Origin of the sequence: Streptomyces sp. BV286, assembly GCF_019090165.1 — a bacterium.
Taxonomy (GTDB): domain Bacteria; phylum Actinomycetota; class Actinomycetes; order Streptomycetales; family Streptomycetaceae; genus Streptomyces.
In genome coordinates this window covers 69,275-88,583 of the sequence record NZ_JAHRIB010000177.1, presented here as the reverse complement: position 1 = coordinate 88,583, position 19,309 = coordinate 69,275, and the positions used below count along the sequence as shown (strand labels likewise).

The 19,309-nt window shown below is 73.5% G+C and carries 2 protein-coding genes; both read right to left on the bottom strand.

All coding sequences use genetic code 11. From position 1 onward, the window contains the following. Positions 1–9: 9 nt before the first annotated feature. A complete protein-coding gene (locus KUF83_RS33275; RefSeq protein WP_217458733.1) occupies positions 10–231 on the bottom strand; it encodes an MbtH family protein in 222 nt (73 codons plus the stop codon). Between the two features lie 24 nt (positions 232–255). Continuing rightward, positions 256–19,209 (bottom strand): non-ribosomal peptide synthetase, encoded by an 18,954-nt coding sequence (locus tag KUF83_RS33270; RefSeq protein WP_217458732.1) that lies wholly within the window; start codon positions 19,207–19,209, stop codon positions 256–258. Between the last annotated feature and the right edge of the window lie 100 nt (positions 19,210–19,309).

The following is a 19,309-nucleotide window of genomic DNA, read 5'->3' as shown; positions in this document are numbered from 1 at the left end:
GGTGGTGCCTCAGCCGCTCTGTTCCGCCATCCGGTCCACCAGGCTCTTGGGGCGCATGTCGGTCCAGTGGGTCTCGATGTGGTCCAGGCACTCCTGGCGGGGGGCCGGGCCGTGCACGACGGTCCAGCCGGCCGGCACGTCCACGAAGTCGGGCCACAGACTGTGCTGGCCCTCGTCGTTGACGAGCACGGAGTAGGTGCCCTCGGGGTTCTCGAACGGGTTGGTGCTCATGACGTTCCTCCAACTTTCCTTGTCTCAGCGGGGGTCGTGCTGTGCGCGGGACGCCGCGCGGGCGACCAGGGCCTTCAGTGCGCGGAACCAGGTCTCCGCAAGGTCGCGGACCGCATCCTCGTCCAGGACCGCCTCCGGCCAGGACCAGTGGGCGGCCAGGACCGGTCCGTCGGCGCGGTCCTCGGTCACGACGTTGATGCCCAGCGCGTGTCCTTCCCGCATGTCCGGCTCGGCGCCGATGTCCGAGACGTCCTCCTCGGGGGCGTACGACCAGTCCGTGGCCTCGGGGATGCCGAAGCGGCCGAGGTAGTTGAACTCGATCGGCGGCGCCTCGAAGCCCGCAAGGACCGGTGCCGTACGGGGGTTGAGGTGGCGGAGCATGCCGTAACCGACACCGCCCGCGGGCAGCGAGGCGAGGTGCCGCCGCGTGCGGTCGAGCGCCTCCTCGACGGCCGGGCCGCCCTCCAGCGCCGCGTCCAGGTCGACGGGGCCGGGGTCCAGGAGGACGGGGAAGATACTGGTGAACCAGCCGACCGTACGGGACAGGTCGACGTCCGCCGCCACCTCCTCGTCGCGCCCGTGGCTCTCCAGGTCGACCAGGACCGGCCCGCCGGCGCCGCCGTCGTGACGCCGCCGCCAGTCGGCCACGGCCAGTCCGAGGCCGGCGAGCAGGACGTCGTTGACGTTCGCGGTGAAAGCGGAGGGCACCGCGGACAGCAGCGGTCCCGTGCACTCGGCGGGAAGGCGCAGCTCCAGCCGCCGTACGGTGCCGGCGGTGTCGCGGACCGGGTCGAGCGGACTCTTCAGCGGCAGGGGCGCGGCGCCTTCCAGCACGCCGGTCCAGTACGGCAGTTCGGCCTCCCGGGCGGGGTCCTGGGCCAGCTCCTCGAGCTTGCGCGCCCAGGTACGGAAGGACGTGTCGACCGGCGACAGCTCCGCCGGGCGCCCCGCCTCGACGGCCCGCCAGGCGGTCTCCAGGTCGGGCAGCAGGATCCGCCAGGACACGCCGTCGGTCACCAGGTGGTGCGCCATCAGGAGCAGCCTCCCGGGCTCGGTGCCCGCGTCGAACCACACGGCCCTGACCATGACACCGGCGTCCGGGTCGAGCGCCGCGCGGGCGGCGTGGGCGCCGTCCGCGACGGCCGTCCGCAGCGCCTCGGCGTCCAGTCCACGGACGTCGACCCGCTCGATCCAGGTCCCGGTGTCCACGGCGCCGGCGGGCGGCACCGCGATGGTCCAGTCGTCGGCGCCGGAGCGGACCAGCGTGCCGCGGAGCATGGCGTGCCGGTCCGCGAGGGCCCGCAGTACGGCCGTGAGTTTCGGCCGGTCCAGCGCGGCGGGCGTCTGGACCAGGGCCGCCTGGTGGTAGCCCTTGAACGCGCCGCCCAGTTCACGCAGCCAGTGCATGACCGGGGTCAGCGGCACGATGCCGGTGCCCTCGTCCACCGGGCGGGCGCCGGCGGCCCCGGCGGTGGTCGCCACTTCCGCGAGAGAGGCGACCGTGCGGTGCCGGAGCACCAGGCGCGGCGTGATCCGCACGTCCGCCGCGCGGGCCCTGCTGACGAGTTGCATCGCCATGATGCTGTCGCCGCCGAGGGTGAAGAAGTCGTCGTCGACGCCGACCTCGTCGAGACCGAGCACGTCGGCGAACACGGCGCACAGCGTCTTCTCCAGCTCGGTGCCGGGAGCCCGGCCGGTGGAGAGCGCGGAGAAGTCCGGCGCGGGCAGGGCGGCCCGGTCCAGCTTCCCGTTGGCGAGCTCCGGGAGCCGGTCCAGGAGCACCACGGCGGCCGGGACCATGTGGTCGGGCAGGTGCGCGCCGACGTGGGCGCGCAGCCGTCCGGGGTCGGGCAGCGCCCCGGCCACGGGGACCGCGTACGCCACGAGCAGTTTGCGTGCGCCGTCCTGACGGACCGTCACCACGCTCTGGGCGACGTCCGGGTGGGCGGCCAGCACGGACTCGATCTCGCCGGGTTCGATGCGGAAGCCGCGGATCTTGACCTGGTCGTCGGCCCGGCCCAGGTAGTCGAGGTACCCGTCGGCGGTCCAGCGGGCGAGGTCGCCGGTGCGGTAGAGCCGGGAGCCCGGCCCGCCGAACGGGTCGGCGACGAACCGCTCGGCCGTGAGCGCGGGACGGCCCAGGTAGCCGCGTGCGAGCCCGCCGCCGGCCAGGTACAGCTCGCCCGTCACACCGGGCGGTACGGGTTGCAGGCGGTCGTCGAGGACGTACGCCCGGGTGCCCGCGACCGGGCGGCCGACGAGCGGCCGGTCGCTGTCGCGGACCCGTGCCACGAGCGCGTCGACGGTGGACTCGGTGGGCCCGTACAGGTTGAACGCCTCGGTGCCGTTCAGCCGTCCGAGCCGGTCCCACAGGGCGGCCGGCACCGCCTCGCCGCCGACACCGACGACCGCGAGGGGGCAGCTGCCGTCGTCCCGGACGAGGCCCGTCCCGGCCATCTGCGCGAAGAACGACGGCGTGACCTCCAGGAAGTCGAAGCCGTGCTCGACGACGGCCGCGGCAAGGAGGTCCGGGTCGCGGCGGGTCTCGTCGGAGACGACGTGGACGCAGTGGCCGTCCAGCAGCCACAGCTGCGGCTGCCAGGAGGCGTCGAAGGAGAACGCCCAGGCGTGTCCGGCCCGCAGATGTGTCCGGCCGGTGGCCGCCTTGGCGGGCGCGTACAGCGTCTCGCGGTGGCTGTGGAAGAGGTTGCCGACCGACTCGTGGGTGACGACGACGCCCTTGGGGCGGCCGGTGGACCCGGAGGTGTAGATGACGTACGCCGGGTGGCGCGGGGTCAGCGGCGCGATGCGGTCGGTGTCGGCGAGGTCCGTGGCGCCGTGCTCGGCGAGCACTTCGCACGTTCCCTCGGCGTCCAGCTCCAGGACCGGAGGGCCGTCCGCGGGGAGCAGCGGCGCGATCTGCCGTGTGGTGAGCGTCAGGACCGGGCGGGCGTCCTCCAGCGTGTCGCGCAGATGGCCGGCCGGGGCGTCCGGGTCGAGCGGCAGGTAGGCGGCGCCCGCCTTGTGCACCGCCAGGATGGCCAGCAGGGTGCGGGCGGTGCGGGGCAGGGCCAGCGCGACCAGCCGCTCCGGGCCTGCGCCCTGGGCGACGAGCAGCCGGGCGAGCCGGTTGGCCTTGGCGTTGAGCTGGGCGAACGTCAGCCTGATGCCGTCGGACGCGATGGCGGGCGCGTCCGGTGAGAGCGCGGCCTGCCGCTCGAAGAGAGCCGGCACGGTGGTCGGTTCGGCGAGCAGGGGACGCGCGTTCCACTCGGTGAGGATCCGCCGGCGCTCCGCGTCACCGAGGATGTCGATGCGGCTGATCGGGGTGTCGGGGGCGTCGGCCACGGCCCGCAGCAGCCGGACGAGCCGTTCGCCGATCGCCTCGGCGCTCGCGTGGTCGAAGAGGTCGGTGCTGTACTCCAGGACACCGTCGACGCCGTCGCCGCCGTCCCGTTCCACGAAGTCGAAGGAGAGGTCGAACTTGGCGCCGGTCGCGCCGACGTCCTCCCGTCGCGAGCCGAGCCCGGCGAGGACGTCCGCGTCACCGCCTGCGGCGAGGTAGACGACCATGACCTGGAACAGCGGGTGCCGGGACAGCGAACGGGCGGGGTTGAGCACGTCCACGACCCGCTCGAACGGCACGTCCTGGTGGTCGAAGGCGGCCAGGTCGGTCTCCCGCACCCGGGCGAGCAGTTCGCGGAACGCGGGGTCGCCGGAGGTGTCGGTGCGCAGCACCAGGGTGTTGAGGAAGAACCCGACCAGGTCCTCCAGCACCTCTTCGGTGCGCCCGGCGATCGGGCTGCCGAGCGGGATGTCCGTGCCGGCGCCCAGCCGGGTCAGCAGTGCCGCCACCGCCGACTGGACGATCATGAACATGCTGACGTTGCCCGACCGGGCCAGCTCACGCAGCCGCGCCGTCAGTTCCGGGTCCAGGGCCAGGTCGACCGCGCCGCCCCGGTAGGTGGCCTCCAGCGGGCGCGGCCGGTCGACGGGCAGCCCGAGCTCCTCGGGCAGCCCCTCCAACGCCCGCTTCCAGAAGGCGAGTTGACGGAAGGCGAGACTCTGCGGGTCCTTCTCGTCGCCGAGCACCGCACGCTGCCACAGGCTGTAGTCGGCGTACTGGACCGGCAGTGGCGCCCGCTCCGGTGCCCGGCCCGCCGCACGCGCCTCGTAGGCGGCAAAGAGGTCGCGGGTGAGCGGCCGGTCGGACCACTCGTCGCCCGCGATGTGGTGGAGCACGAGCAGCAGGACGTGCTCGTCCTCGGCGGTGCGCAAGAGGTGTACGCGCAGCGGTGCTTCCCGGTCCAGCTCGAAGCCGTACCCGGCCGCCTCGGCCAGCCGGTCGGCCAGCTCGTCCTCGTCACCGGCGACGGCGGTCCGCACCTCGATCCCGGCCTGTGCCGGGTCCAGGATCAGCTGGTACGCACGCCCGTCCTCCTCCGGGAAGACGGTGCGCAGCGGTTCGTGGCGGGCGACCAGGTCGTCGACGGCCAGCTGCAGCGCGTCGGCGTCGAGCCGCCCGGTGAGCCGCCAGGCGAGCGGGATGTTGTACGTGGGACTGGCACCCTCGACCCGGTACAGCACCCACAGCCGCTGCTGGGCGAAGGAGAGCGGGAGCCGCCCGGGCCGGTCCGCGGGCGCGAGGACGGGCAGCGCGGTGCCGCTCCCGTCCCTGAGGGCCTCGGCGAGACGGGCGACGGTCGGCGCCTCGAAGACCGTGCGCAGCGACACCTCCGCGCCGAGCACCGCCCGGACGCGGGCGGCCAGGCGCATGGCCACGAGGGAGTGCCCGCCGAGGGCGAAGAAGTCGTCGTGGAGACCGACCCGTTCCAGTCCGAGTACGTCGGCGAACAGGCCGCAGAGGATCTCCTCGCGCGGCGTGCGCGGCAGGGTCTCGGTGGTCTCGGCGGCGAAGTCGGGTGCGGGCAGTGACCTGCGGTCGAGCTTGCCGTTGGGGGTGAGCGGCAGGGCGTCCAGCGCCACGAACGCCGCGGGGACCATGTGCTCGGGCAGCTCGACGGCGGTGTGCCCGCGCAGGACGGCACGGTCGGTGACGTGTCCCGCGGCCGGGACCACGTAGGCCACGAGCCGCTGGCCGTGCGGGACGACGACGGCGTGGGCGACGCTCGCATGGCGTGCGAGTACGGCCTCGATCTCGCCGAGTTCGACCCGGAAGCCGCGGATCTTGACCTGGTCGTCGGTCCGGCCCAGGTACTCGACCGTGCCGTCGGACGTCCAGCGGGCGAGGTCGCCCGTGCGGTACATGCGCTCACCGGGTCCGCCGAACGGGTCGGCGACGAACCGCTCGGCGGTCAGGGCGGCGCGGTCGAGATAGCCGCGGGCGAGCTGGGCGCCCGCGAGGTACAACTCGCCCTGCACACCCGGGGGTACCGGCCGCAGCGCGGAGTCCAGAACGTAGACGCGGGTGTTCCACACCGGGCGTCCGATGGGCACGGACGTGGTGCCGGGGCGCACCTGGACGGCGGTCACGTCGACGGACGCCTCCGTCGGCCCGTACAGGTTGTGCAGTTCGACGCCGGCCAGCGTCCGGTGGAAGCGGCCCGCGAGCGCGGCCGGGAGTGCCTCTCCACTGCACATCACGCGGCGCAGGCCGGTGCACCCGGCAGCTGCCGGTTCCTCCAGGAACAGCTGGAGCATCGAGGGCACGAAGTGCGCGGTGGTGACGGCCTGCCGCTGGATCAGCCCGGCGAGGTAGCGGGGGTCCTTTTGGCCCTCCGGCCGCGCGACCACGAGGGCCGCTCCGGTGATCAGCGGCCAGAAGAACTCCCACACGGACACGTCGAAGCTGGACGGGGTCTTCTGCAGCACCCGGTCCTCACCGGTGAGGCCGTACGCGTCCTGCATCCACAGCAGGCGGTTGGCGATGCCCGCGTGCGGCACGACGACACCCTTGGGGCGGCCGGTCGAGCCGGAGGTGTAGATGACGTAGGCCGGGCTCGACGGGTCGTACGTGTCCGGCAGTTGGCCCTCTTCGCCGTCCGGCAGGGCGTCCCGGATCACACACACCGGGCGGGCGTCCGCCAGCATGAACTCCAGGCGCTCCGCCGGGTAGTCGGCGTCCAGCGGGAGATACGCGCCGCCCGCGCGGTGCACCGCCAGCAGGGCCACCACCAGGTCGACCGAACGGGGCAGCGCCACGGCCACCGTCGTTTCGGGGGCCACGCCCATCCCGGCCAGCACCCGCGCGGTGTGCTCGACGCGTGCGTCCAGCTGCGCGTAGGTCAGCCGCTCCTCACCGAAGACCAGGGCCGGCGCGTCGGGCGTACGGCCCACCTGGGCGCGGAACAGCTCGGGGAGGGTGGCCGGGGCCGTCGCGTGGGCCGTGTCGTTCCAGTCGGCGAGCACGAGAGTCCGCTCGGACTCCTCGAGGACGTCCACCTCCCGTACAGGGGCGTCCGGTTCGGCCGACGCCTGTTCCAGTACGCGGACCAGGCGTCCGGCGAGGCCTCGCGCCGTCCGTTCGCCGCACAGGTCGGTCGCGTAGTCGAGGAGCAGGACCAGGCGGTCCGCCTCGTCCACGAAGGTGAAGTGCAGGTCGAACTTGGCCCTGCCGGTGTCCATGTCGGACCACTCGGTGGGCATGCCGAACACGTCGGGGTCGCCGTCCGGCCGGTAGTGGTAGCCGAGCATGACCTGGAAGAGCGGGTTGCGGCCGGCCACCCGCGCCGGGTTGAGGGCCTCCACCACCTGGTCGAAGGGCAGGTCCTGGTGCTCGAACGCCTCCAGGGCCGATTCCCGTACGCGGCCGAGGAGTTCGCGGAAGGTGGGCTCACCGCTCAGGTCGGTGCGCAGGACGAGAGTGTTGACGAAGAAGCCGACCAGTTCGTCGAGCGCGTCGTCCGTGCGGCCCGCGATGGGCGCGCCGAGCGGGATGTCGTCACCCGAGCCGAGCCGGTGCAGAAGAGCCGCGGTGGCGGCCTGGAACAGCATGAACATGCTGGTGCCGGTGGCGGCGGACAGGTCGCGGAGCGCCCGGCCGGTGCCGGCGGGCAGTTCGAGGCGTACCTTGCCGCCCTGTCCGGTCGGCGCGTCCGGGCGGGGGCGGTCGAGCGGCAGCGGCAGTTCCTCGGGAAGGCCCGCCAACGCCTCGGTCCAGTGGGCGAGTTGACGTTCGCCGACCTGGCCGAGGAGGGCGTCCTGCCACAGCGTGTAGTCGGCGTACTGCACCGGCAGCGGTGCCCAGCCGGGCTCCTCACCCGCCGTCCGCGCCGCGTACGCGCGGTTCAGGTCGGCGAGGAACGGCCGGTCGGACCACTCGTCGGTGGTGATGTGGTGCAGCACCACGGCGACCACGTGGTCGGCCGGACCGACGCGGAACACCTCGCAGCGCAGCGGGAGTTCACGGTCGAGGTCGAAGGGGCGGCGCTGGGCCGTCCCGATCAGGGTGTCCAGGGCTTCCTCGGCGCAGTCCGTCACGGTGAGACCGGGTGCCGCCTCGGCCGCCGGCACGATGTGCTGGTACGGCTCGCCGTCGTGTGTACGGAACACCGTGCGCAGGGCCTCGTGCCGGCCTGCGACGTCCCGCAGGGCGGCCCGGAGCGCGTCCAGGTCGAGGTCGCCGCGCAGCCGGAAGACGAGCGGGAAGTTGTACGCGACGCCACTGCCGGTGATCTGCTCCACCAGCCACAGCCGACGCTGGGCCGCCGAGAGCGGGATGCGCTCGGGCCTGCGGTCGGCAGGGGCGACGGCCGGGCGGGCGGGGCGCCCGCCGTCCGCGCGGGCCGCGAGGAGTTCGGGCGTGGGCGCCTCGAAGAGGTCGCGGATCGCCAGCTCGGCGCCCAGTTCGGTGCGGGCCCGGCTGATCAGCCGGGTGGCGAGCAGGGAGTGGCCGCCCAGGTCGAAGAAGCCGTCCTCCGCGCCGACTTCGGGCAGACCCAGCACCTCGGCGAAGAGCCTGCAGAGCACCTCCTCCTGCGGGGTGCGCGGACCCCGTCCGCTGCCGAGGGCGACGACCGGCTCGGCGTCGGGCAGGGCCCGCACGTCCAGCTTGCCGTTGTCGTTCATGGGCAGCCGGTCGAGGGTGACGAACGCGGCCGGGACCATGTAGTCGGGCAGATGCTGCAGGAGGTCGTCGCGCAGGCGCCGGACCAGGCTGTTCGCGCCGCGCGCCGCGGTGGGTTCGTTGGCGTACGGAGCCTCGCCGCCGCCCGGCAGGTACAGCCCGGCGGTACGCCCGGGACCGTGCTCCGAGCCGGCACCGACGCCGGTACCGGTGTGCGTGTCGGCGACGAACACGGCGTCGTACGTGCCGGGTTCGCGGGACCAGGTCGTCAGGACGCGGCATCCGAGCTCGGCGCCCAGGTCGTGCAGGGTCTCCGGGTCCACTCCCCCGGCGGCTCCGACGCGGGCGTCGGGGATGCCGGTGAACCGCAGCGGGGTGACCGCACGGACGAGGTCCGCCAGGTCGAGGTCGCCGGCGAAACCGACCGACGGGACCCGGTCGAGGTCGAGGTCCGCGTCACCGGCATACAGGACGGCGTCGTAGCGGTGGCGGGTGAGTTCGTTGTGGTGGCGGGCGCGCTTGGTGCGCAGGTCGACGCGGTGCCCCAGGGTGGTGAAGTAGTCGGGGTCGACGAGGAGTTCCTTCTCCAGGCGCAGGCCGCGTTCGACGGCCCGCTCCAGGCCCTCCTCCGTGACTCCCCTGGCCTGCTGGATCTCCGTCTGGAACGTCCGGGCGAGGCGCAGGTTGCGCACGTCACCGACGAACAGCGCGCCGCCCGGCGCCAGGAGTTCCATCGCTCCCGCGATCACCGACGTCAGGTAGTCGATGCTCGGGAAGTACTGGATGACGGAGTTGATGACGATGGTGTCGAAGTAGCCGTCGGCGGGCAGGCCGGTCAGGTCGTCGGCGGGCTGGGCGCGCAGGGTGACCCGCGCGGCCAGTTCGGGGTCCTGGGCCAGCTCTTCGCCGATCTTGCGGATGACCGGGGCGGCGAAGTCGGTCGCCCAGTAGGCCTCCGCCCCGGGCGCGAGCCTGGACAGCAGCAGACCGGAGCCCACACCGATCTCCAGGATCCTGCGCGGCTTCAGCGAGCGGATCCGCGCGACGGTGGCCTCGCGCCACTCCCGCATCTCCTCGAACGGGATGGGCTGTCCGTCGTACGAGGAGTCCCAGCCGGCGTAGTCCTCGGTGAAGACGGCGGTGCTGATCTCCTCGTACTCGTCGGAGTAGATCTCCTGCCATTCGCCGACCTGCTCGCGCTCGGCGCCGTCGCGGTCGTCACCCGTGAGCGGGGCCGGGACGACGTAGCCGACGAGGCGTTCGTCGCGGACGACGACGGCGGCGTGCGCGACCTGCGGGTGCCGGGAGAGGGCGGTCTCGATCTCGCCCAGCTCCACGCGGTAGCCGCGGATCTTGACCTGGTCGTCGGTGCGGCCGAGGAAGTCGAGGTTGCCGTCGGGGCGGCGGCGCACCAGGTCGCCGGTGCGGTACATCCGCTCGCCGGGTTCACCGAAGGGGTCGGCGACGAACCGCTCGGCGGTCAGGGCCGGCCGGCCGAGATAGCCGCGGGCCAGGCCGATGCCCGCGATGTAGAGCTCGCCCGGCACGCCGTCGGGCACGGGCCGCAGCCAGGCGTCCAGAATGTGGGCGCGGGTCCCGCGGATCGGACGGCCGACGGTCGGTGTGGCGCTGTCGAGGGTGCCGCCGCCGAGGGTGTTGATCGTGTACTCGGTCGGTCCGTAGAGGTTGTAGCCGTAGGTGCCCTCGGTGTCACGGAGCCGGTTCCACACCGTCTCCGACACGGCCTCGCCGCCGAGCAGCACCAGCGGCGGCCGGTGCCCCTCCAACAGGCCCTGCTCGATGAGCAGATGGGCGTAGGTCGGCGTCACGTTGATGACGTCGACGCGGTGGGTCTCGCAGTAGGCGACCAGGGCGTCGGCGTCGCGCCGCAGCTCCTCGTCGCAGATGTGCACCTCGTGGCCCTCGACGAGCCACAGCAGCTCCTCCCAGGACATGTCGAAGGCGAACGAGACCGTGTGCGCGATGCGCAGCCCGCGTCCGCCGGCCGAGGCGATGGCCGGTTCGAAGATCTCCCGCTGGTGGTTGAGCTGCATGTTGGTCAGGCCGCGGTACGGCGTGACGACACCCTTGGGCCGGCCGGTGGACCCGGACGTGTAGATGACGTAGGCCGGGTGCTCCAGGCTGAAGACCTGCCGCTCCAGGTGACCGGGCAGCGCCGCCAGTTCCGCCGCGAGGGCCGGGTCGTCCAGCAGGGCGCGCGGCGTGTCGGCCGCCGCCAGCCGCGCGGAGACGGCCTCGGTGGACAGCAGCAGCGCGGGCCGGGCGTCCTGGAGCATCGATACGAGCCGGTCGTCCGGGTAGTCCAGCTCCAGCGGCAGATAGGCGGCGCCCGTGCGCAGCACGGCGAAGAGCGCGACGACCATGTCGAGGGAGCGGGGCAGCCCGAGCGCGACGACCTGCTCGGGCGCCGCGCCGCGGGCGAGCAGCAGACGTGCCATGCGGTTGATGCGGGCGTCGAGCTGGGCGTAGGTGAGGGTCTCGTCGCCGAAGACCAGCGCGGTGGTGTCGGGGGTGGCGGCCGCCTGTGCCGCCAGCAGGTCGGCGATGGTGTCCTCGGGGTCCGGCACCCGGCCGGCGGCCCGCTCGCGCTCCGACTCGGCCCGTTCGGCGGGCAGTTGCGGGTCGAGGCGTCCCACGGGGGCGTCGAGGTCGTGGGTGAGCCGCGCCAGGAGCAGTGTGAACCGGTCGAGGAGTTCCTGGGCCTGCGGGCGCGCGATGACGTCGGCCCGGTGGGTCAGGGTGACCTGGATGCTGCGTCCCGGGGTGACGACGAGGTTGACGGGGTAGTGCGTCGCGTCGACGTTGGCGACGGCGGTGGCCCCGTGCTTGTCGCTCAGCTCGGCGAGGCGGTCCTCGGTGTCGCTGTTGCGCAGCACGAAGAGGGTGTCGAACAGCCGTCGGTGCCCGGTCTCCGCCTGCAGCACGCCGAGGCCCAGGTACTCGTACGGCATGACGGCCAGCCGTTCGTCCTGGACGCGGCGCAGCAGTGCGAGTACGGGTTCGGCCGGGTCGTAGGCGATGCGGGCGGGGACGGTGTTGAGGAACATGCCGATGACGTTCTCGATCTCCGGCACCTCGCTCGGCCGGCCGGCGACGGTGGTGCCGAAGACGACGTCGGTGCGGCCGGTCGCGCTCGCCAGGGTCAGCCCCCAGGCCGCGTTGAGGATCGTGTTGAGGGTCAGTCCGTGGCGGCGGCCGATGTCGCGCAGCCGTGTGCCCACCTCGTCAGGGACGAAGGCGTCGAGGCTCTCCGGGATGTCCGGTTCCAGGCCCTGGTCGGTGGCGGCGAGAAGGGTGGGTTCGTCGAGTCCCGCGAGCGCGGTGCGCCAGGCGGCGGTGGCGACTGCCGTGTCCTGGACCTCCAGCCAGGTCAGGTAGTCGCGGTAGGAGCCGGGTGCGGCCAGGCCGCTCGCGTCACCGCCGGACGCGTACAGGGCGAAGAGCTGGTCGAGGAAGAGCCACGCGGACCAGCCGTCCCACAGGAGCAGGTGGCGGCCGACGATCAGCCGGTCACCGCGCTCGTCACCGAGGCGGACGACGAGTATGCGGAAGAGCAGCGGACGGGTCAGGTCGAAGCGGCGGGAGCGTTCCGCGTCCGTCAACTCCCTGAGCCGGACGTCCTGTTCCGCGGTGGGCAGCCCAGAGAGGTCGATCTCTTCGAGCGGGATCTCCGGGTCGCGGACGATGAACTGCACCGGCTGGCGCAGGCCTTCGCTGGTGAACCCGGCGCGCAGGCTGGGGGTGCGGTCCAGCAGCGCCCGTACGGCGGTGCGCAGCCGGTCCGTGTCGAGCGGGGTGGCGATGTCGAACGACTCGTGGACGGTGTAGACGTCCAGGGCGCCGTCGTCGTACGTGGAGTGGAAGAACAGGCCCTCCTGGAGGGGGGCCAGCGGCCAGATGTCGTCCACGGGGCCGGGGCTGAGGCGGTGGACGCGCTCGGTCTCCTCGGCGGTGAGGCGGAAGTCGGAGCGCAGGGCGCGTGTCTCGGCGACCGGGGCGGCCCCGGCGGCCAGGGCCGCGGGTGTGCGGTGCTCGAAGACGTCACGGGGGTTGAGGTCCAGGCCCGCCCGCCGGGCGCGGCTGGAGACGCCGATCGAGGTGATGCTGTCGCCGCCGAGCATGAAGAAGTCGTCGTCGATGCCGACCTCGTCGAGCCCCAGTACCGCGGCGAAGATCTCGGTGAGCGCGCGTTCACGCTCGTCGCGCGGGGCGCGTGCCTCGGCCCGTATCGCCTGCGGGGCGGGCAGCGCGGCCCGGTCGAGCTTGCCGCTGGGGGTCAGCGGGAGGGCGTCCAGGACGACGTAGGCGGCGGGCACCATGGGGGCGGGCAGCGACGCCCCGAGGGCGGCCTGGAGGCCGGCGGGCCCGGGGTGTGCGTCGCGGGCGGGGACCACGTAGGCGACCAGCGCGCCGCCCGTGACGGTGACGGCGGCCTGCGCGACGGACGCCTCGCGTGCCAACGCGGCCTCGATCTCGCCGAGTTCGATGCGGTTGCCGCGGATCTTGACCTGGCGGTCGGTGCGGCCCAGGTACTCGACGACGCCGTCGGCGCGACGGCGTACGAGGTCACCGGTGCGGTACATGCGCTCGCCGGGCCCGCCGTACGGGTCGGCGACGAACCGCTCGGCGGTCAGTCCCGGCCTGGCGTGGTAGCCGCGGGCCAGCTGAACTCCCGTCAGATACAGCTCGCCGGGGGCCCCTTCGGGCACCGGACGCAGGCAGGAGTCCAGGACGCGCAGGCCCGTGTTCCACACCGGCCGGCCGATGGGCACGGTGGTGCCGGACGCGGCAGCGGGGTCGAACCGGTGGTAGGTGACGTCGACGGCTGCCTCGGTGGGGCCGTACAGGTTGTGCAGCGGGACCCCGGTGAGGTCGTGCCAGCGGGCTGACGCGGCGCCGGGCAGGGCCTCGCCGCTGCTGAAGACGCGTCGCAGTGAGGCGGCCCACGCGGGATCGGCGGTGATGTCCTCGGACTGCAGGAAGGCTTCGAGCATCGACGGCACGAAGTGCAGGGTGGTGACGCCCTGTTCGCGGATCAGGCCGGCGAGGTAGGCCGGGTCGCGGTGTCCGTCCGGGCGGGCGAGCACCACCGCGGCGCCCTCGCACAGCGCCCAGAAGAACTCCCACACGCTGACGTCGAAGCTGGCCGGGGTCTTCTGCAGCACCCGGTCGTCGGCGGCCAGCCGGTACTCGCCCTGCATCCAGGCCAGGCGGTTGACGATGGCGCGGTGCGTGACGACGACGCCCTTGGGCAGGCCGGTGGAGCCGGAGGTGTAGATCAGGTACGCGGGGTCGTCGGGACCTGCCGGTACGGGGGCGCCTGCGGGAACACCGGCGTCGGCCTCTTCGTTGGCCGCCGGGTCCACCAACAGGTGTGTCAGGCCGGGTACTTCGGGCAGCCGGCCGGCGGTGCCGCCGGTGGTGACGACCGTCGTCGCTCCGGAGTCGGTGAGCATGTGGGCCACGCGGTCCGCGGGGTAGTCCACGTCGACGGGGAGGTAGGCGGCGCCGGACTTGAGCACACCGAGGAGGGCGGTCATGAGGTCGGCCGAGCGCGGTACGGCGACCGCGACGACGACGCCGGGACCGGCGCCCCTCGTGCGGAGCCTTCGCGCCAGCTCCTCGGCTCGGGCGTCGAGTTCGCCGTAGCTGAGGCTCTCGTCCTCGAATACGACCGCGGTGGCGTGCGGGGTACGGGCGGCCTGGGCGTCGAAGGCCGCGGCGAGGGTGGTTCCGGGGACCTCCCGGTGTTCGCCGGCCGGGTGGGAGTGGGCGAGTTCCGCCTCGGAGAGCAGCTCCAGGGCGGCGGCCGGCTGCCCGGGGTCCGCGGCCAGGGCGTGCAGGATCCGGGTGAGGCGGTCGGCGATACGGCGCACCGCCTCGGCGTCGAGGCGCTGGGCGTGGTGCTTCAGGCGCAGGTCGAGGCGGCGGCCCGGCTTGACGATGAGGGCGAGCGGGTAGTGGACGGCGTCGTGGAACTCGTGGCCCGTGACCCGGACCTGGCCCGAGGGGTCGGCGAGGCCGGTGGCGGCGGGATAGTTCTCGAAGACGACCAGGGTGTCGAACAGCTCCCCGCCGCCCGCGAGCCCGGCGGCGCGCTGGATCTCGGCGAGACCGAGGTGCTGGTGGTCCAGCAGCGCGGCCTGCTCGTCCTGGAGTCGCCCGAGGAGCTCGGCGAGGGTGTCCGAGGGCTCCCAGCGGAAGCGGGTGGGCAGGGTGTTGATGAACAGCCCGACCATGGACTCGATGCCCTCGACCTCGGCGTCGCGGCCGGAGACGGTGGTGCCGAACACGACGTCCTGACGGCCCGTCAGTCGTCCGATCAGCAGACCCCAGGCGCTCTGGACGACCGTTCCGAGGGTCACGCCGAGTTCGCGTGCGCGGGCCGACAGCCGGGCGGTGACCTGCTCGGACAGCTCGACGCGGACCTGGGCGGGGGTGATCGGTGTGCCGTCGGCGGGCGCCTCGACCAGGCGGGTGGGCTCCTCGATCCCGGCGAGCGCGCCGCGCCAGGTCTCGCGAGCGGCGTCGCGGTCGGCGGCGGCCAGGCCGCGCAGGTACGAGCGATACGGGGCGACCTCGGGCAGCGGGGCGGGGTTCTCGCCGTACAGGGCCATCAGTTCGCGGTGCAGGACGGGCAACGACCAGCCGTCGGCGACACTGTGATGGAACGTCAGGAGCAGCCGGCCGCGGTCCTCGCCGAGCCGCAGGTACGCGCAGCGCATCAGGGGCGGCCTGGCCAGGTCGAAGCGGCGGTCACGCTCCTCGGCGGCGACCGCGTCGGCGACGAGCCGCAGACGGTCCTCGGTGACGTGTCCGCCCTGCGCCGGGAGATCCACCTCGCGCCAGGGCAGTTCCAGCCCCTCGGCGATGATCTGTACGGGGCGGCCGTCGGCGAGCGGGCGGAAGCAGGCCCGCAGCGGGGCGTGCCGGTCCAGGACGCGCTGGGCGGCCCGGCGCAGTGCCTCGGCGTCGACGGGGCCGGACAGTTCGAGGGCCTGCTGGACCACATAGGCGTCACGGTCCGCGCCGTCGACGAGGGAGTGGAAGTAGAAGCCCTCCTGGAGCGGGCTCAGCGGCAGCAGCTCTTGCACGGCGACCGGGAACTCGCCCTGGAGCGAAGCGAGTTCGGTGTCGGTGAGCCGCACGAGCGGCTTCTCCTCGCCGGGGCCGCGTGCGCCGGTGTCCTCGTCGGTCCGTATGCCCGCGGCCGCCGCGAGGGCCGCGACCGTGCGGTGGCGGAAGACGTCGCGGGAGCTGAGCCGCAGTCCGGCCCTGCGGGCGTGGATGAGCAGTCGGATGGCGGTGATGCTGTCGCCGCCGAGAGCGAAGAAGTCGTCGTCGATGGTCGCGGAGCGCAGGCCGAGCACCTCGGCGTAGGCCGCGCAGAGCACTTCCTCGCGGGCGTCGCGCGGCGGGCGGCCGGAGCTCAGGGCCCCGTAGTCGGGCACCGGGAGGGCGGCGCCGTCGAGTTTGCCGCTGGGGGTGACCGGGAGGCGGTCCAGGGGGACGACCGCGGACGGGACCATGTACTCCGGGAGGTGGTCGGCCGCGTACGAACGCAGGGCCTTCATCAGGGAGTTCACGTCGCGGAAGGGCGCGGGACGGTTGGCGGGCGGGACGGTGCCCGAGGGGCGGTACAGCCGGCCCGGCGTCGCGAGCCCGGCGTCGCCGGGGCCGAACACCACGTCGAGGCTGCCGTCGTCGGCGGTCCCGTTCCAGGTGACGGCCACTTCGAGGCCGTGCCGGGCGGCGAGCGCGTGGAGGGCTTCCGGGTCCGGCGCGTCGGCCGGGGCCGCGGTGCGGCTGCTGTCGTCGAGGGCGGACAGCGCCGCCAGGTCCTCGGTGAGGCGGGCGTTGGGCAGACCGGTGACCCGCAGCGGCGCCGGACGCCCGGCGAGCAGGGCGTCGAGGGCGTCCAGGCCGCTCGGGGCGCCGGTGAGGTCGTCGCCGCCGCCCAGGTCGGCCCAGGTGATCTCGTCGCCGTCGACCGGCAGGAGCTCCTGGGTCCGCTTGCGCAGCACCACGTCGTAGCGGTAGCGGGTCAGCTCGTTGTGATGCCCGCCCCGCTTGACCCGGATGTCGGCGTCGAAGCCGTCGAGGGCGGCGAAGTAGTCGGGATCCAGCAGCAGTTCGCCCTCCCAGGCGACCGACCGCTCCACGGCGGCCCGCAGGGCCTGCTTGTCCCCCGGGTCGGCGGCACGGCGCGTCTCCACGGCGGCGCGCAGGCAGCGCAGCAGACGGGCGTTGCGCACGTCACCGACGAACAGCCGTCCCCCGGGGGCGAGCAGTTCGGCGGCGGCGGCGATCACGTCGGTGAGGTAGTCGGCGCCGGGGAAGTACTGGGCGACGGAGTTGAGGACGATCGTGTCGAAGTGGGCTCTGGGCAGCCCGGAGGTGTCGTGCGCGGGACGGGCGCTCAGGTGTACGCGACCGGCCAGCTCCGGCACCGCGTCGACCTGGGCGCGCAGGGCCCGCACCGCCTCCTCGGAGAGGTCGGTGCCCCAGTACGTCTCGCAGCCGGGGGCGATCCGGGACAGGATCAGGCCGCTGCCGACGCCGATCTCCAGCACCCGGCGCGGCGTGAGCTCCTCGATGCGGGCGACGGTGGCCTCGCGCCACTCCCGCATCTCCGCCACGGGGATGGGCAGGCCGTCGTACATGCTGTTCCAGCCGGCGAAGTTCTCGCGGAAGCCCGCCGAGCCGTCGTCCGGGCCCGCGGCCCCGTCCCGTCCGCCTTCGGATCCGGCCGCCGCGTAGAGCAGCTCGTGGAGGTCCTTCCACTCCTGGACCTGCTCCCCGAAGTCCTGGTCCGCGTCCAGCGAGGGGACCACGTAGGCGGCGAGCCGGCGGTCGCCGGGGCGGTCCTCCCGGACCAGGACCGCGGCCTGCTCCACGCCGGGGTGGGCACGCAGCACGGACTCGATCTCGCCGGGTTCGATGCGGAAACCGCGGATCTTCACCTGGGAGTCGGCACGGCCGAGGAACTCCAGTCTCCCGTCGGCCTTCCAGCGGACCAGGTCGCCGGTGCGGTACAGCCGTTCGCCGGGCGCGCCGAACGGGTCGGCGACGAACCGCTCGGCCGTCAGGTCGGGCCGGCCCAGGTATCCCCGGGCGAGGCCTGCGCCGCCGAGGTACAGCTCACCCGGGACGCCGGCCGGTACGGGCCTCAGCCGGGCGTCGAGCACATAGGCCCGGGTGCCGGGGTCGGGGACGCCGATCGGCACGATCGTGCCGGCGGGGGTGTCGGGGTCGCACAGGCCGAGGGTGGAGTTGGTGGTCGCCTCGGTGGGGCCGTACGCGTTGAACATCATGCGGCCGCGCGCGTACCGCCCGACCAGTTCGGGCGAGACCCGCTCGGTGCCGGCGAGCAGGGTCGCGGGCGGCAGTTCGACGTCCTCGGGCATCGCGGCGAGCAGGGCCGGCGGGAGGATCATGAAAGTGATGCCGTTGGCGTGGGCGTAGTCGGCGAGCGGCGCGCCCGGCACCCGCAGTTCGGCCGGTACGACGACGAGCCGGCCGCCGGAGAGCAGCCCGAGGCACAGGTCCCAGAACGCCACGTCGAAGCTCGGTGAGGCGAACTGGAGGACCCGGCTGTGCGGTCCGATCCCGAAGCGTTCGGTCTGGGTGGCGACCAGTTTGGCGACGCCCGCGTGGGAGAGCACCACGCCCTTGGGGCGGCCGGTGGAGCCGGAGGTGTAGATGACGTAGGCGGCGTTGCCGACGGACAGGGAGCCGAGGTCGGGCGCCCCGGGCCGGCGCCCGGCCAGTTCCCGTACGGTCTCGGGCGCGTCCAGCACCACGACGTCCATGCCCTCGCAGGGCGGGATGTCCGCCGCGACCTCGGCGGTGGTGACCAGGCAGGCGGGTCGCGCGTCGGCCAGCATGTAGGAGATGCGGTCGGCGGGATAGTCGGTGTCCACCGGCAGGTAGGCGGCGCCGGACTTCAGTACGGCGACCTCGGCGACGATCAGTTCGGCCGAGCGGGGCACCGCCAGGGCCACCACGCGTTCGGGTCCGGCGCCGCGCGCGACGAGGGCGTGGGCCAGCCGGTCGGCGCGTTCGTCCAACTCGGCGTAGGTCAGCCGGGTGTCCTCGAAGACGAGGGCGACCTCGTCGGGCCGCCTGCGGACCTGGTCCGCGAACATCTCCGGCCAGGTCCGCAGGGGGACCTCGTGACCGGTGTCGTTCCACTCGGTGAGGACGAGGTGACGCTCCTCGGCGTCCAGCAGCTCCAGTTCACCGACCGGGGTGTGCGGCCGGGCGAGGCCGTCGGCCAGCAGCGTGGCGTAGTGGCCCGCCGTCCGGTGCGCGGTCGCGTCCTGGAACAGGTCCGGCCGGTACGTCACCCGGACGTCACCCGCGTGGACTTCGAGCGCGAGGTCGAGGGAGCCCTCGGACGCGGTGCCGGGGGCTCCGGCGGGCACGCCGATGTCCGCCGTCCCGAAGGCCGTGTTGAACAGCAGGCCGCCGCCACGGGTGGGCTCCGGCCGCAACCGGGCGGCCAGCGTGGACAGTTCGACCTGGTGGGCCTCGGCCTCCGCGCACGCCTCGGACACCCGCCGGACCAGCTCCGCGAAACCGGTTCCGCCGTCGACAGCCACCCGGAGGGGCAGTCCGCCGTGGCCGACGGTGATGTCGTGCGCGCCGCCGTAGCGGTGCAGCAGCGCCACGAACGCCGACAGGAGGGTGACCTCGTCGGCGCGCACGCCCAGCGTGCGACTGATCGCGCGCGGCGCTCCGCCGGGCGTGAGCGGGTACGGGAAGTCGACGGGCAGGACCGCCTCCTGAGGGAGGGGGTCGAGCCGTCGATGCCAGTACGCCGTCACGTCACCGTCGTCGACGCCGGACACACGCGTTTCGAAACCGGACACAGCTGACCGTGCCTCCAGAGTGTGCGGAACCGGCTCAGCCGGAGGACCGCAGGTCATACTAAGGTAAGGATTACCTAACCAAAAGGCCCAGTCTCGGCGGACTCAGCATTCCCCACTACGATTAAGGCCTGCCTAACCTAAGGGAGCTGGCCGTTGG